11 protein-coding genes are annotated in these 14,621 nt (G+C 68.7%); 2 read left to right on the top strand and 9 right to left on the bottom strand.

What is annotated here, in order from left to right:
- Positions 1-34 precede the first annotated feature (34 nt).
- From ABZ098_RS29350 to ABZ098_RS29340, 3 genes are all read right to left on the bottom strand, one after another.
- Entirely contained in the window at positions 35-940 is a 906-nt protein-coding gene (locus ABZ098_RS29350; RefSeq protein WP_356596188.1) for an ADP-ribosylglycohydrolase family protein, read from the bottom strand.
- A 12-nt stretch (positions 941-952) separates the two neighbouring features.
- The gene (locus ABZ098_RS29345; protein ID WP_356596186.1) at positions 953-1,612 is read right to left on the bottom strand and encodes a histidine phosphatase family protein; all 660 of its coding nucleotides are present in this window, start codon (positions 1,610-1,612) and stop codon (positions 953-955) included.
- Positions 1,613-1,731: 119 nt separating this feature from the next.
- A complete protein-coding gene (locus ABZ098_RS29340) occupies positions 1,732-2,337 on the bottom strand; it encodes a YdbC family protein (RefSeq protein ID WP_351990707.1) in 606 nt (201 codons plus the stop codon).
- A gap of 148 nt (positions 2,338-2,485) precedes the next feature.
- On the opposite strand from ABZ098_RS29340, the gene ABZ098_RS29335 reads away from it, so the two are divergent.
- Positions 2,486-3,010 (top strand): TerD family protein, encoded by a 525-nt coding sequence (locus ABZ098_RS29335; protein WP_356596184.1) that lies wholly within the window; start codon positions 2,486-2,488, stop codon positions 3,008-3,010.
- A 4-nt stretch (positions 3,011-3,014) separates the two neighbouring features.
- Here ABZ098_RS29335 and ABZ098_RS29330 read toward each other — a convergent pair whose 3' ends face one another.
- The 3 genes from ABZ098_RS29330 to nrdR form a co-directional block, all read right to left on the bottom strand.
- On the bottom strand, positions 3,015-3,722 hold the full coding sequence (locus ABZ098_RS29330; protein WP_356596182.1) for a DUF6215 domain-containing protein: 708 nt from the start codon (positions 3,720-3,722) through the stop codon (positions 3,015-3,017).
- A 140-nt stretch (positions 3,723-3,862) separates the two neighbouring features.
- Positions 3,863-6,763, bottom strand: coding sequence for a vitamin B12-dependent ribonucleotide reductase (locus ABZ098_RS29325; RefSeq protein WP_356596180.1), 2,901 nt, complete (start codon positions 6,761-6,763; stop codon positions 3,863-3,865).
- Positions 6,764-6,925: 162 nt separating this feature from the next.
- Positions 6,926-7,501 carry a transcriptional regulator NrdR gene (gene nrdR / locus ABZ098_RS29320; RefSeq protein ID WP_356596178.1) on the bottom strand — a complete coding sequence of 192 codons (576 nt, stop codon included), beginning with the start codon at positions 7,499-7,501 and terminating at the stop codon, positions 6,926-6,928.
- A gap of 561 nt (positions 7,502-8,062) precedes the next feature.
- Here nrdR and lexA point away from each other — a divergent pair.
- The gene (gene lexA, locus ABZ098_RS29315; RefSeq protein ID WP_352382363.1) at positions 8,063-8,842 is read left to right on the top strand and encodes a transcriptional repressor LexA; all 780 of its coding nucleotides are present in this window, start codon (positions 8,063-8,065) and stop codon (positions 8,840-8,842) included.
- Positions 8,843-8,985: 143 nt separating this feature from the next.
- On the opposite strand, the gene ABZ098_RS29310 is transcribed toward lexA, so the two are convergent.
- The 3 genes from ABZ098_RS29310 to ABZ098_RS29300 form a co-directional block, all read right to left on the bottom strand.
- Complete coding sequence (locus ABZ098_RS29310) at positions 8,986-11,004, bottom strand: ATP-dependent DNA helicase (protein ID WP_356596176.1); 2,019 nt, start codon at positions 11,002-11,004, stop codon at positions 8,986-8,988.
- Between the two features lie 340 nt (positions 11,005-11,344).
- On the bottom strand, positions 11,345-12,319 hold the full coding sequence (locus tag ABZ098_RS29305; protein ID WP_356596174.1) for a GNAT family N-acetyltransferase: 975 nt from the start codon (positions 12,317-12,319) through the stop codon (positions 11,345-11,347).
- 39 nt (positions 12,320-12,358) lie between these two features.
- A complete protein-coding gene (locus tag ABZ098_RS29300) occupies positions 12,359-14,350 on the bottom strand; it encodes an IucA/IucC family protein (RefSeq protein ID WP_356596172.1) in 1,992 nt (663 codons plus the stop codon).
- Positions 14,351-14,621: the final 271 nt, after the last annotated feature.

Raw genomic sequence — 14,621 nt, 5'->3', positions numbered from 1 at the left:
TCGACGATGTGATCGGCGGTCCGGTACGGGTCTTCTACTCCGACACCCGCAGCCACTCCGGAAACGCCTCGGTCCGTTGCACCCACTCGGCAGGCGGCGTCCCGGCCTTGCCCCCGGCGATCACACCTCCCACGATGGCGCAGGTCGTGTCCACGTCACCACCGACCTGGGCGGTCGTCCAGAACGCCTCTTCGAAGTCGCCCAGGGACCGGGCGGCGGACCAGAGGGCGAACGGAACGGTGTCGTGGGCGGTCGTACGGCGCCCGCAGCCCAGCACGGCCGCCACGGTGGAAGCGTCGCCGTAGTCGAGCATGTCGCGGGCCCGCCGCAGCCCCGCGCCGACGGCACTCTTCGGGACCAGCGCGATGACCCCGTCCAGGAGCGCACCGGGGCTGGGAGGACCGCCGGGGGCGGCGGCCAGCGCGGCGGCCGCGGCGACGGCCATGGCACCGACGACTGCCTCCCGGTGCTGGTGCGTGGGGTACGCCGAGATCTCCGCCTGGTGGGTCGCCTGCTCCGGATCGTCAGCGTAGAAGGCTCCGAGGGGTGGGATACGCATCGCGGCGCCGTTGCCCCAGGAACCCTGCCCGTTGAAGAGGGCCGCGGCGAGCTCACGCCAGTCACCGCCCTCGCGGACCAGCCGCAGCAACCGGTTGACGGCGGGCCCGTAGCCCCGGTCGAAGTCGTGGTGGGTGGCGAAGGACTGGGCCAGGGCGTCCTGGTCGACGCGGTGGTGGGCCGCCAGGACGGCCACGACCGAGCAGGCCATCTCGGTGTCGTCCGTCCACTGCCAGTCGCCGGGCGGCAGCTCGCGGTTCTTCAGCAGCGGGTAGTTCACCGGCACGAAGAACTGCGATCCCAGCGCGTCTCCCACGGCCAGGCCCCGCAGACTGGCCAGGGCACGGTGCAGGCGGCCGTCGGGTGAGGAGTCAGCGGTCATCGGTCTGCCACTCTAATCGGTGATCCCGTACGGCTCCGGCTCTCTCCAGCGGTTGAAGGGCCGGTCGAGGGCGTACTTGCCGTCGTCCCCGAGAACGAGCATCCGCATCTCCGCGTTCCCCGGATTCGACAGGGACTCGAACTCGGCGACCGTCCAGTGGAACCAGCGCATGCAGAACAGCCGCATGGCCAGGCCGTGCGTCACGATCAGGACGTTAGGCGGATGGTCGGGCGCCTCGAAGCTGCGGAACAGGCTTTCCAGGAAGCCGCCGACCCGGTCGTACACGTCGGCCCCGGACTCGCCCTGGGCGAACCGGTAGAAGAAGTGCCCGTAGGCGTCGCGGTACGCCTTCTGGAGGCGTACGTCGTCGCGGTCCTGCCAGTTTCCCCAGTCCTGCTCCCGGAGCCGGGGTTCCTCGCGCACCCGTATGAGCTCGGGGTCCAGATGGAAGGCGCGAAGGGTCTCGTGCGTACGGCGGTACGGAGAGACGTAGACGCTGACGCGTTCGCGGCCCAGTACCTCTCGCAGCCTTTTGCCGGTCTCCTCCGCCTGCCGCCAGCCCCGTTCCGTCAGGGCGAGGGCGTGGTCGGGCTCGCGCTCGTACACGGTGTCATCAACATTGCCCGTTGACTCCCCGTGTCGGACAAGGACGATTCTCCGTGGTCGTGCCATGCCAAGACCCTAGATCGGGTGAGGGCGTATCGAGCACTCGTACAGGCTCCATACAGCGTAGGTCACACATTTCCCGCACCCTCGGCCACGCGGAGGCGCACGTTCGGTGAGTCCGGATCTCAAACCGTCCAGGCCGGTTCGAGGTCCAGGATGTCGCCGGTGAGGGCGGCGACATCTGCCTCGGTCTGCGCCCTCAGGGCGAGTCGTTCCACCCTTTCGGTGCGGTACTTGCCGTGCTCTGCGGCCGACCGCCACATCGAGAGCACGAGGAACTCGTTGCCCGGAGCCTCGCCGAACAGGCCGCGGATCATGCCGGGCGAGCCGGCCATCGCCGGATTCCAGACCTTCTCCTGCATCAGGGTGAAGTGCTCCGCGCGCTCTTCATGGACGCGGCAGTGGGCGAACCGCACCAGATCGGCGTCGGTGAAGCGGGGCTCGAAGCCTGTCTTCACGTCGAAGCGGTAGTCGAACAGCTTGACCTGGATGTCCTTGAACGTGCCTGACTGGGCCGCCGCGAGCCGGTCGTGGGAACGCGCCATGAAGGAGTCGTAGAAGGAACGGCTCTCCCAGAAGGAGAAGATGTGCGCCACACCCTGCCGCCCCCGGCTCCAGCCTCCGCCCTGTCCCCGAAACCCCGGCTCTCCCAGAAGCCCCGCCCACTTTCGCTGCCCCCGCTCGAACCCGCGGCGGTCCACCACGGTGCAGCGAATCCACTTGACCAGCACCGCGCCATGGTAAGGCCACGGGGCGTGGCGCCGGTCACGCTCGACGGCACAGGTGACCCACGAGTGTCAGACGCGCGTGGCAGGATGGACAACCGGTCTTGCCTGACCGGCAGTTCGGGCCGCGGGCGCAGGGGGAAGGGGAAATCCGGTGAGCGGCATCAACAAGGGGATCCGCAAGGTCGAGGTCTCGCTCAAGTGGGATCCGAGTCCGGCGGGGCAGTCGGCCACCGACCTGGACATCGTCGCGGCGACCTACGTGGCGGGCGATCCGTACGGTGATCCCGCCTATGTGGTGCACTTCGACAGCCGTTCACCCGACGGCACGATCTATCTCAACCGGGACAGCAAGGACGGCAAGGGCTTCGGCTGGGACGAGGTCATGACCCTCGAACTCGACCGGCTGGACGCCCGGTACACGCGCGTGGTCGTCGGCACCGTCATCCAGCAGCGCTCCGCGCACCGCACCTTCGTCGGCGTGATCAACCCGGGCCTGCGCATACGAGAGGGCTACACGGTCCTGGCCGAGGACGACTTCGGCGGCGTCCTCGGCGCCACGGCTGCGAAGGTCGCGGAGTTCGTGCGCCAGGAAGACGGCACCTGGGACTTCCACCCCGAGATCAGCGGCTTCGAGGGCGACCCCGCGACGTTCACCCGGAGCATGGGCCGGGCGTGACGCGTCAGCCGGCGGTCCAGCCCGGGACCGTCGGCAGCACCGTCTCGGCGACGCGGAACAACGCGAGGTCATCGGGCAGGACGTCGTCCTGACGCCATATGGAGACCTCGTAGAAGCCGCCGCCGTCCTTGATGTCCTTGGCGACGAGCAGGTTGCGGGCGATGCCGCCGGGACCGGTGTCCACCTTGCCCCCACCGAGGTTGAACTTGAGGGCGATGGTCCGGTCCGAGTAGAGGACCGCCGGGTGCCCGCCCACCGTCCTGTTCTGCGCCGACCTCCCCAAGAAGCGGGCCATCTCGGCCACAGGGATGTCGTCGTCGGACGTCGAGAGCTTCACGGAGTAGGTGGAGAGCTGGATTTCGGCCTCGGGTGTGACGGTCTTGGTGCCGTCGGCCCACTTGCCCACGCTCTCGTTGCCGCTGGCGTTCATGGCGTACTCGGTCGGCGTGCCGAGCAGTGTGGGCAGGTCCGCCCGGTTCAGCGCCGTGCACAACTGCACCCCCGAGACGGGCTTCGACGGCCGGGCGTCGTCCGATGTGTGGCACTCGGCGGGCTCGGGATCAGCGGTCTTCTGCTGAAAGGTCCCTGACAACAGCAGAGCGGCGAGCCCCCCGACCACCACCAGTGCCGCCAGGACCTGTCCCCACACGCTAGAGGCCTTCTCGGGAGGCCTCACACCCTCCGCCACATCGGCGATCTGCTGCTCAGTCATGTTCCCCGCGTCCCCCACCCTGCCGTTCGCGCCGGTCGTGCGCTGGGGGAGCGTAACGTGTGATCGCCTCGTGGAGAAACGGAAAAACCGGAGGCGGTGCAGTCGATGTCCGACTGCACCGCCTCGACGGCTGACTCAGATCAGCTGCAACCGCTGGTCGAGCCGCAACCCTCGCAGATGTAGCAGGAACCGGCCCGCTGCATCTTCGTACCGCAGGAGAAGCACAGCGGGGCGTCGGCCTGGATGCCCAGCTGCATCTCCACCAGCTCGGCGCTGGTGTGGGCCTGCTGCGGAGCCGGCTTGGCCGCCTCGACCTCGGCCTTCGGCGTGGCGACCGCCTTCAGCTCCTGGGCGCGCGGCGCCGACTGGGCCAGACCCTCGACGTCGACCTCCTCCTCGGTCGGCTCGTACGAGCCGGTCTCGAGGTGGCGCTGCCGCTCCTCGGCGGAGTGGATGCCGAGCGCGGAGCGGGTCTCGAAGGGCAGGAAGTCGAGCGCCAGGCGGCGGAAGATGTAGTCGACGATCGACTGCGCCATCCGCACGTCCGGGTCGTCCGTCATGCCGGCCGGCTCGAAGCGCATGTTGGTGAACTTCGAGACGTACGTTTCCAGCGGCACGCCGTACTGGAGGCCTACGGAGACGGCGATGGAGAAGGCGTCCATCATGCCCGCGAGGGTGGAGCCCTGCTTGGACATCTTCAGGAAGACCTCGCCGAGACCGTCGTCCGGGTAGGAGTTGGCGGTCATGTAGCCCTCGGCGCCACCGACCGTGAAGGACGTGGTGATGCCGGGACGGCCCTTGGGGAGGCGCTTGCGGACCGGGCGGTACTCGATGACCTTCTCGACCGCCTCGCGGATGGTCGCCTCGGCCTTCTCCGTGACCTCGGTCTTCTCCTTCTCCTTGGTCTTCGCGGAGAGGGGCTGGCCGACCTTGCAGTTGTCGCGGTAGATGGCGAGCGCCTTGACGCCCATCTTCCAGGCCTCGAAGTAGACCTCTTCGACGTCTTCGACGGTCGCCGACTCCGGCAGGTTGACCGTCTTGGAGAGCGCACCGGAGATCCAGGGCTGGATCGCGGCCATCATGCGGACGTGACCCATCGCGGAGATGGAGCGCTCACCCATGGCGCAGTCGAACACCTCGTAGTGCTCGTGCTTGAGCCCGGGGGCGTCGATCACATTGCCGTGCTCGGCGATGTGGGCGACGATCGCCTCGATCTGCTCCTCCTGGTAGCCCAGGCGGCGCAGGGCCTGCGGGACGGTGCCGTTGACGATCTGCATCGAGCCGCCGCCGACCAGCTTCTTGAACTTGACCAGCGCGAGGTCGGGCTCGAGGCCGGTGGTGTCGCAGGACATCGCGAGACCGATGGTGCCGGTCGGGGCGATGACGGACGCCTGGGCGTTACGGAAACCGTTCTTCTCGCCGAGGCGCAGCACGTCCTGCCAGGCCTCCGTGGCGGCGGCCCAGATCGGCGTGTCCAGGTCGTCCATGCGGACGGCCTTGCCGTTCTCGTCGGAGTGCTGCTTCATGACCCGCAGATGCGGCTGCGCGTTGCGGGCGTAGCCGTCGTACGGGCCGACGACCGCGGCGAGTTCGGCGGAGCGCTTGTACGACGTGCCGGTCATCAGGGAGGTGATGGAGCCGGCGAGGGCACGGCCGCCGTCGGAGTCGTAGGCGTGGCCGGTCGCCATCAGCAGGGCGCCGAGGTTGGCGTAGCCGATGCCGAGCTGGCGGAACGCGCGCGTGTTCTCGCCGATCTTCTGCGTCGGGAAGTCCGCGAAGCAGATGGAGATGTCCATCGCGGTGATGACGAGCTCGACGACCTTGGCGAAGCGCTCGACCTCGAAGGACTGGTTGCCCTTGCCGTCGTCCTTGAGGAACTTCATCAGGTTCAGCGAGGCGAGGTTGCAGGACGTGTTGTCCAGGTGCATGTACTCGCTGCAGGGGTTCGAGCCGTTGATACGGCCGGACTCCGGGCAGGTGTGCCAGTGGTTGATGGTGTCGTCGTACTGGATGCCCGGGTCGGCACAGGCCCACGCGGCCTCGGCCATCTTGCGGAACAGCGCCTTGGCGTCGACCTCTTCGATGACCTCGCCGGTCATGCGGGAGGTCAGGCCGAACTTGCCGCCCTGCTCGACGGCCTTCATGAACGCGTCGTTCACGCGGACCGAGTTGTTGGCGTTCTGGTACTGGACGGACGTGATGTCGTCGCCGCCCAGGTCCATGTCGAAGCCCGCGTCGCGCAGGGCGCGGATCTTCTCCTCCTCCTTCACCTTGGTCTCGATGAAGTCCTCGATGTCGGGGTGGTCGACGTCGAGGATGACCATCTTGGCGGCGCGGCGCGTGGCGCCACCCGACTTGATCGTTCCTGCGGAGGCGTCGGCACCGCGCATGAAGGAGACGGGACCCGAGGCGTTGCCGCCCGAGGACAGCAGTTCCTTGGAGGAGCGGATGCGGGAGAGGTTCAGGCCGGCACCGGAGCCGCCCTTGAAGATCATGCCCTCTTCCTTGTACCAGTCGAGGATCGACTCCATGGAGTCGTCGACGGACAGGATGAAGCAGGCGGAGACCTGCTGCGGCTGGGGCGTGCCGACGTTGAACCACACAGGGCTGTTGAAGCTGAAGATCTGGTGCAGGAGGGCGTACGCCAGCTCGTGCTCGAAGATCTCCGCGTCGGCGGGCGAGGCGAAGTACTTGTAGTCCTCGCCGGCCTTGCGGTACGTCTTCACGATGCGGTCGATGAGCTGCCTCAGGCTCACCTCGCGCTGGGGGGTGCCGACGGCACCGCGGAAGTACTTGCTGGTGACGATGTTGACCGCGTTCACCGACCAGAAGTCGGGGAACTCGACGCCACGCTGCTCGAAGTTGACCGAGCCGTCGCGCCAGTTGGTCATGACGACGTCACGAAGCGCCCATTCCACCTCGTCGTACGGGTGCACGCCGGGGGTGGTGTGGATGCGCTCGATGCGCAGGCCCTTGTTCGCAGCCGCCTTGGTGCCCTTGGCACGGGAACTCCGTGCCGGACCGCTCGCCGTCTCTGTCATGCCGCCTCCCTGTACGGGCGTAAACGCCCTGAAGTGCCCCGTTGTTCCCGTGGCACGGTGTTCTGTCTGGTATTGCGGGCACCCACTCACTACCGCCCGCAACAGATCCTGGTTCGCCGCCGTCCGGCCGGCCCGGGGTGCTGGCCCGGTCCGGCCCGCCGATCAGTCGGCGGCGCGGGCGGGCTCGGGGACTTGAGCAGTCTCTCCGGGCCCGCGATCGTCTTCCTGGCTCCCCGCGACGGCCCCGTCGCCGTCCACAGCCTCTCCGCGGTCCTCGTCGTCCGCGGCGGGGGGCCCCGTCTCCCTCAGTTCCGCGATGGCCGCATCGAAGTCCTCGAGCGAGTCGAACGCCCGGTAGACGGAAGCGAACCGCAGATAGGCGACGAGATCGAGTTCCTGCAACGGGCCGAGTATGGCCAGCCCCACGTCATGGGTGGTCAACTCGGCGCTTCCGGTGGCCCGCACCGCCTCCTCGACCCGCTGGCCGAGCTGGGCGAGCGCGTCCTCGGTGACAGGCCGTCCCTGGCACGCCTTGCGCACACCGTTGATGACCTTGGTACGACTGAAAGGCTCGGTGACTCCGGACCGCTTGACCACCATGAGCGAACAGGTCTCCACGGTCGTGAAACGACGGGAGCAGTCCGGACACTGGCGGCGCCTGCGGATCGACGTGCCGTCGTCGGTCGTACGACTGTCGACGACGCGGCTGTCGGGGTGCCTGCAGAAGGGGCAGTGCATGAACTCCCAACCTCCTCACAGCAGACTCAATAGCCTCGCTGAGCCCCATGGGCCCCTCGAAGCAGCCCCAAGCATAGGCGATCGCTGCGGGCGCCGAGACCCGGGGGACCACAACTTCTGGGCTGCTGTAGCAATCCAAGCACTACATGTAGGGATTGGCACGGCATACACGCCGTACACGCGCGTCGCGCCTGTATGGGCGTGTGCCATACGACCGTCCCGGCGCCGGGCGAACACGACGCACAGCCGTATCCCTGCGGCGCATGCGGAGATACCGTGGGCGCCACAAGGAGGGGACGTGGGATTCCCGCACAGATGGGAGCCGTTACCCGGCCGACGGGGTACCGGATGGCAGACTGGGGCAACAACCCGCGAGGTCGCCGTCCGGCGGTGAAGAGTACAGCAATGGGCCCTTTTGTTCGGCAGGCGGCGCGTTAGCCATACACCCAGACACATGATCGCGTCAGACAATCCGCGATTTTTCACTCGAACGTGTGTTTGGCGCAACCTTTCGAAAGCAACTACCGTTGTCCAGCAGGGAGACCATCGAGAGGGGCCGACGTGACCACGACCGCAGACAGTGCCACCATCACTGCCCAGGACCGTTCCCAGGGCCGACTCGAGCCGGTGCATGCGATGAACGAAGCCGTGAATCCGGAGGGGCACAAGCGCTCCCTGCCGGGCCGACCTCCAGGCATCCGGGCCGACAGCTCGGGACTCACCGACAGGCAGCGCCGGGTGATCGAGGTCATCAGGGACTCCGTCCAGCGGCGCGGCTACCCGCCGTCCATGCGGGAGATCGGCCAGGCGGTCGGCCTGTCCAGCACCTCGTCCGTCGCACACCAGCTCATGGCGCTGGAGCGCAAGGGCTTCCTACGCCGCGACCCGCACCGCCCGCGCGCGTACGAGGTGCGCGGCTCGGACCAGGGTGCCTCGGTGCAGCCCACGGACACCGCGGGCAAGCCTGCCGCGTCGTACGTCCCGCTGGTGGGCCGGATCGCCGCCGGTGGCCCGATCCTCGCCGAGGAATCCGTCGAGGACGTGTTCCCTCTCCCCCGCCAGCTCGTCGGCGACGGTGAGCTGTTCGTGCTGAAGGTCGTCGGCGACTCGATGATCGAGGCCGCGATCTGTGACGGCGACTGGGTGACCGTGCGCCGCCAGCCCGTCGCCGAGAACGGCGACATCGTGGCCGCGATGCTCGACGGCGAGGCCACCGTCAAGCGCTTCAAGCGCGAGGACGGCCATGTCTGGCTCCTCCCCCACAACTCCGCGTACGAGCCGATCCCGGGCGACGACGCGACGATCCTCGGCAAGGTGGTCGCGGTTCTGCGGCGCGTCTGAGCACCGCGGAAGGCCTCGCCGATCCGACCGGGCCCCGGAACCCCTGCGCCGGTTCCGGGGCCCTGCCCTGTCCGGCGCCCGGTGACGGGCTGCTGCGCATCGACTGTTGGCCTGACCCGGCGCCGGGTCAGGCCAACAGTCGTTCACCCGAGCTCCGCCTGGGCTTTCTCGGCCTCGGCGGCGAGCGCGGCCGCTTCCGTGGCCTTCGCCGCGGCATCGATCGCCGCCAGCGACTTCCGTACCTGGTTACGGTCCGTGGTGTACCAGAAGTCGGGCAGTGACGCCTTGAGATAGCTGCCGTACCGCGCTGTCGCCAACCGCTGGTCCAGTACGGCGACCACGCCACGATCCCCCGAGGCCCGTACGAGGCGACCGGCGCCCTGGGCCATGAGCAGGGCGGCGTGCGTGGCCGCGACCGCCATGAAGCCGTTGCCGCCCGCCTCTTCCACCGCCTTCTGGCGGGCGCTCATCAAGGGGTCGTCGGGGCGCGGGAACGGGATCTTGTCCATGACGACGAGCTGGCAACTGGGACCTGGCACGTCGACGCCCTGCCAGAGCGACAGCGTGCCGAAAAGACAGGTCTTGGGGTCGGCCGCGAAGTTCTTGATCAGTTCGCCGAGGGTCTCCTCGCCCTGGAGGAGGATCGGAAACTCCGGGATACGGGAGCGCAGCTCCTCGGCGGCCAACTGGGCCGCCCTCATGGAGGAGAAGAGTCCCAGCGTGCGGCCGCCGGCCGCCTGGATGAGCTCCGTGAGTTCGTCGAGCATGTCCACTCGGTCGCCGTCACGCGCGGGGCGCGACAGGTGCTTGGCGACGTAGAGGATGCCCTGCCTCGGGTAGTCGAAGGGCGAACCGACGTCGATGCCCTTCCACTTCGGCACGTCTTCGCCCTCGGTGCCTTCCGGAGCGAGTCCCAGGGACGCTCCCACGCCGTTGAAGTCGCCGCCCAGCTTCAGGGTCGCCGAGGTCAGGACCACGGAGCGGTCCGCGAAGAGCTTCTCCCGCAGCAGGCCCGACACCGACATGGGGGCCACGCGCAGGGAGGCGCCGAAGCGGTCGTGTCGCTCGTACCAGACGACGTCCCACTCCGAACCGTTCGTGATCCGCTCCGCCACATCGTGCACCGACTCCACGGAGGCCAGCGCCTGCTTGCGGACCGCGTCCTCGTCCTGGACCGACTTGTCGCGTGTCGCTCCGATCGCGGAGATGACCGTACGAGCGGCGTCACGCAGGGCCATCAGCGCGTATCCCAGGTCTTCCGGGATCTCCTCCAGCCTGCCGGGCAGGGCCAGCTCCATCAACCGCTCGAAGCCCTCGGCCGCGGTCTGGAGCTGGTCGGCAGCCTTTTCGTTGACGAGCTTCGCGGCGCGGCGCACCGCGCGGTTGACCTGGCCGGGGGTGAGCTCGCCGGTGGCGACACCGGTGACCCGGGAGACCAGTTCGTGCGCCTCGTCGACGATCAGGACCTCGTGCTGAGGAAGGACGGGGGCGCCTTCGATGGCGTCGATCGCGAGCAGCGCGTGGTTGGTGACGACGACCTCGGCGAGCTTGGCGCGCTCGCGGGCCATCTCGGCGAAGCACTCGGCGCCGTAGGCGCACTTCGTCGCTCCCAGGCACTCGCGGGAGGACACGGAGATCTGCGCCCAGGCGCGGTCGGAGACACCCGGAGTGAGGTCGTCGCGGTCACCGGTCTCGGTGTCCTGCGACCAGTCCCGCAGCCGCAGCAGGTCCTGACCCAGCTTGCTGGTGGGCGCGGCGGCCTCGAACTGGTCGAAGAGGCCCTCCTCCTCGTCCTGCGGAACACCCTCGTGGAGGCGGTGCAGACACAGATAGTTCGACCGGCCCTTGAGCATCGCGAACTCGGGGCGACGCCGCAGCAGCGGGTGCAGCGCGTCGACCGTGCGCGGCAGGTCGCGCTCGACGAGCTGTCTCTGCAGGGCAAGGGTGGCCGTCGCGACGACGACCCGCTCCCCGTGCGCAAGCGCGGGCACGAGGTAGCCCAGCGACTTTCCGGTACCGGTGCCGGCCTGCACCAGCAGGTGGGAACCGTCGTCGATCGCGTCCGCGACGGATTCGGCCATGGTCACCTGGCCGGGGCGCTCCGTACCGCCGACGGCAGTGACGGCAGCATGCAGGAGTTCGGGGAGTGAGGGCTTCGTCATAGCGCGACCACCCTACGGCTCAGCACTGACAAAGGGGTGATCAAGGCGGGGACGAGAGGCGGGATCAAGGCCGGGACCTCGTCGGAGAAGGAACGGGGGGAGGCCGGATCGGATCGCATCGGTTCGGCTACGCCCGGGTTGGGTCCTGCCAGTTCCGGTCGGGACCAGTCGGGATCAGACAGGACCGACTTCGATCCGAGGACGTCCGCAATTGATCGAGGTCCGGTGGAGCGATGCCGGGGCAGATCGTCTGGTCCGCTCGCCGAAAAAAGTTTGGCCGTGGGTGGGAACCGACTCGGCACGAGCGGTGTACCAAAAGTGATTACACGATGACGCACGGCTACATCAGATCGCGCAGGGACCGGTCTCGGATCATGAGGGCCGCCCGCTTGGCGGGCAGATCCACCTCGGCGGAGAAGCGGAATCCTGCGCTCAGAAAGGCGGTGATGGACGGGACGTTGCGAAGGTCGGGTTCCGCGACGACGCGGGCACAGGCGGGTCGCCTGTCGAGTACGAGATCGGCTACAGCCCTGAGCAGAGTGCCGCCGAGACCGCGCCCTCGATCGGTGACGGTGCCGATGAGGAGGTGGATACCGGTGTCGTGCGGTCTTGCCGGATAGTGCCGGGCCAGCGGGTCCAGGTCTGCCCGGTAGATCTCCCAGTAGCTCATGGGGGTGCCCTCCAGCACCCCGAGGCAGGGAACGCTGCGTCCGTCGCCGTCCAGTTGGGACCGCAGGTGCTCCTCCGTCACGTTCTGGGGCCCGGCCAGCTCCCAGAACGCGGCCACGGCGGGGTCGTTCATCCAACGGCAGACGAGGGGGAGGTCCCGCTCGACGCATACGGGCACGAGATGGAACACGCCCGCCGGGGTCGTGATCGGCCGCCACTCGGCGACGCCGTCAAGCAGGTCGTAGCCGTGCGGGGTGAGTAAGGCGGGCGGTGCGGTGCCGTCGCGCCGGCTCGGCTGACCTTGCTCGTGCCCCTGCCCCTGCCCGGCTCCGGTATCGGTATCACCTGTGCCTGGGTCGGACTGGCCCATCTCGGTGAAGGCGACCAGTTCGTCCGGCAGACGCAGCTCCAGAGTGTCCTCGTGGTCAGTGCTCCGGTCAGCGCCCTGGGTGGAGTCGTCCTCTGCGGCCTCGTGGTCGGTGCTCCGATCAGCGTCCCCAGCTGTGCCGTCCTCCGGGGCCATGTGGCCGGTGTTTCGGTGAGCTCCCCCGGCTGTGCAGTCCGCGTCCTGGGTCGGACAGGTGCCGTCGCCGACATCGGGCACGGGGGCGGAAACGGCGTCGGCGGTCGCGTCGGTCGGAGACACGGGGACGCTCCTCTCAGAAGACGGGGCGGGTCATGTTCCTCAGGAGTGAAGGGGGTTGGTGATGGTGACGTAGACGGACTGTGTGTCGACCGGGCCGACGAGTTCATCCAGGCCGTGGACACGGGTCAGCAGGTTGGCCTTGCAGCGCAGGACGGGTGAGTCGAGCAGGCGGCCGGGCAGCGTGGTGCGCAGTCGGGTGGGTCCGGAGGCCACGTCGACGAGGAAGCGGCGGAAGGCGGCGAGCAGCAGCCGTTCGTCGGCCAGGCGCTGGGAGCCGAAGGCACCGATGAGGCCGAGGACATTGTTGATCGCGAGGTAGTAGGCGAAGCGCTCGTCAGTGACCTCGTCGGAGACAAAGGTGTCGCTGTGTGCGCCGATGCCGGGCAGCCGGGCGTCGAGTTCCGCCCTTCGGGACTCACGGAAGTAGTAGCCCTGGTTGTCGCGGTAACGGCCGCCGGCGGGCCAGCCGTCCCCGTCCAGCAGGACCAAGGTGTTCTGCTGGTGCGCCTCCAGCGCGATCCCCGCTTCCCCGTCGAGCCACAGCACCGGGCGGACGACGTGTTCGAGGTAGCGGAGGAACCACTCGGCGGCGACAGCTCCTCGCGGGCGGCCGGTGCGGGCGGCGAGGCGGGTGACGAGCTCGGCCAGCCGGGACCGCCAGGCCGCCTGGTCCGTCTCCGTGTGTCCCCTGTCCTGGCGGCTCCTGTCCGGATGGTCCCTGTCCGAACGGTGCTCCGTGGTGCCGGCTCGGGCGAGGGGGCGTGGTGAGACGAGTCCAGCGATGCAGGAGACGTCGTGAGAGGGGGTGAACGGATTGTGCCGGATCACCACGTCGATTCCAGGGACGGGAGTGCCGTCGAGCCCGTCGACCGCGAGCCAGGCGGGGTCGCGAACGATGTCGAACGCCGGATGGGCCGCCTGCCACTCCTTGTGCAGGCCGCTGCGAAGGAGCCGGTGCACTTCGACACCACGGTGGAGTTCCTTGCGGAGGTTCTCGCGGCGGGAGTTGGTGATGCGCAGGCCCAGCGAGAGCTTGAGCATGGCGGGGGCGCCGGAGCGATGGACGGTGCGTACAGAGGAGGTGGGGTGCCAGGGGGAGCCATGGGCGCCCAGGTCCTGGAGCAGACCGGTATCGAAGAGAGGGGCGGTCTCAGGGCGGTGTCGGACCTCGCGGAGTTGCCAGGGGTGCAGCGGCAGGGCTGTGCGTCCGTCCGGCAGCGCCAGGTCGGGGCCGGCCAGTCGCTGGGTGAGTCGGGCGGCGGCGACGGAACGGCCGCGTTCGGTCCAGGCCGAGTCCGTGGCGAGGAGGGAGGAGTCGACAGCGAGCCAGTGCAGGCGGAAGGAGCCGCGCAATTCCGGTGAGTACAAGGCTGCTTCGGCTTCGGAGAGGCCTTCGCGGCTCTTCGGGGCCGGGTGCAAAGGGTGGCCGAGGACGAGTGCCTGTTCGGCGGTGAGGAAGGGATCGGGGCCGTCGTCGTGGTCCTTGCGGCGCTCGCGGACGAAGGTGGCGGTGCGGTGGAGGGAGTCGGCCACGCGGGCCACGAGTTCGGCACAGCCTGCGGGGGCCGAGGTCTGTGTCGCCAGCGACTCTCGGGTGAGCAGTGCCGCGACGGTGACCGCGTCGGCGGGCGGGGCCAACTCCGGGGCGTTGGCGAGACGGGGGCGGCCGAAGCGGTGCCATCCCGTCGGGGACCAGTAGTGAACAGGGGTGAGGAGGGCTGTGCCACTGGCGGGGAGGGGGATGCGGAGGGTGCCGTCGATGGGGGCGGGCAGGTCGGTCTCACGGACCCAGCAGCGCAGCAGATTCTCCAGGGTCGCGGCTTCGGCGGTGGTGTGCGGGTCGGGGTGGTTCAGGGGATCGGGGTGGTTCCGGGGGTCGGTCGTGACGCCGCGCAGACGTTCCTGTTCGGGCGGTCCGCCTTGGGACGGGGTGTGGGCGGGGCTGGAGCGGTGCTGTGTGGAGGGGGCTGTGTCGGAGTTGTTGCGCGGTTGCGTGGGGGTGGCGTTGTGGGGGGTGGGGGTGGTGTTCAAGTTGGGGTGTTCCTCGGGGTGGTTCTGTCTGGAGTTCTGTCTGGGGATCTGTTTGGGGGTTCTGTTTGGGGGTTCTGCCTCAGGGGCTGCTGTCTCGTGCGGGGTGGATCGAGATGGTGCGCCGGTGTCTGCGACGGGCGGCTGTTTGGGCGCTTGGTGCGAGATGCGCGGTGGTGGAAGGGATTCGGTGAGCAAGGTGCGTGACGATGGCGGCCGTTCGGAGGTGTCGGCGAGCGGCGCACGGCTCGGCCTATGGCGCGAAGGGTGGTTA

The organism is Streptomyces sp. NPDC006335 (genome assembly GCF_040612795.1).
In the GTDB taxonomy this organism is placed as follows: domain Bacteria; phylum Actinomycetota; class Actinomycetes; order Streptomycetales; family Streptomycetaceae; genus Streptomyces.
The sequence above is the reverse complement of the archived record's forward strand: the minus strand, read 5'-3'. Positions and strand labels throughout refer to the sequence as shown.